The organism is Komagataeibacter kakiaceti JCM 25156, assembly GCF_000613305.1.
Map to the genome: position 1 here is coordinate 1 of NZ_BAIO01000708.1, position 970 is coordinate 970.

1 protein-coding gene is annotated in these 970 nt (G+C 66.3%); it reads right to left on the minus strand.

Features of this window, described 5'->3' with window-relative positions; genetic code table 11:
- Positions 1-970: complex I 51 kDa subunit family protein (locus JCM25156_RS18165; RefSeq protein WP_025814257.1), on the minus strand; the 970-nt coding region annotated here is incomplete at both ends.

The following is a 970-nucleotide window of genomic DNA, read 5'->3' on the forward strand; positions in this document are numbered from 1 at the left end:
CCTCGATCGCGGCCAGAAGGCGCTCCACCCATGGCAGGCCATCGCGGCAGGGCGTGCACCACCCACATGATTCCTGTGCGAAGAAATGTTCCAGATTGTGGAGCATGCCGACGGGACAGGTCCGGTCATCCAGGATGATGGCCATGCCGGTGCCAAGGCGGCTTCCGGCCTTTTCCATCGCGCCATAATTCATGGGCACATCCAGCGCCGTCGCATCCACGAACGCGGTGGAGGCCCCACCGGGCAGTAGCGCGCGCAGCGTGTAGCCGGGGCGCATGCCACCGGCATGTTCCTCGATAATCTGGCGCAGGGGCGTGCCCATGGGCAGTTCCCATGCGCCGGGCCGCCGGACCCGGCCGCTTACGCCATAGATCTTGGTGCCCCCATCCTCCCCCCTGCCCAGGGCGAGAAACCAGTCCGCCCCGTTGGTGATGATGTGGGGCAGGTTACTCAGGGTCTCGACATTATTCACGACGCTTGGCGCGCCCCATAACCCGCCGGTCTGCGGGAAGGGGGGCTTGCTGCGCGGGGTGGCGCGGCGGCCCTCCAGCGCGGTCAGCAGGGCGGTTTCCTCACCACATATGTAGCGTCCGGCGCTGGTGTGGATGTGGATGTCGAAACCGAAGCCGGAACCCAGGATGTTCTCCCCCAGCCAGCCCTGCCGCCGGGCCTCGCCTATGGCCTGTTGCAGGCGCGCGCAGGCCAGATGGTATTCCCCGCGCAGGAAAATGACGCCATGCCCGGCCTGCACGGCGTAGGCGGCGATGATCATCCCCTCGACAAGCTGGAGCGGGTTGCCTTCCATGAGCCACCGGTCCTTGAAGGTGCCGGGTTCCATTTCATCAGCATTGGCGATGAGGTATTTGCGGCGCGCGGATGCAGGCTCCCGTGGCACGAAGCTCCATTTCTGCCCGGTCCCGAACCCCGCCCCGCCCCGCCCGCGCAGTTTCGAGCGCGTCACGATGTCAAT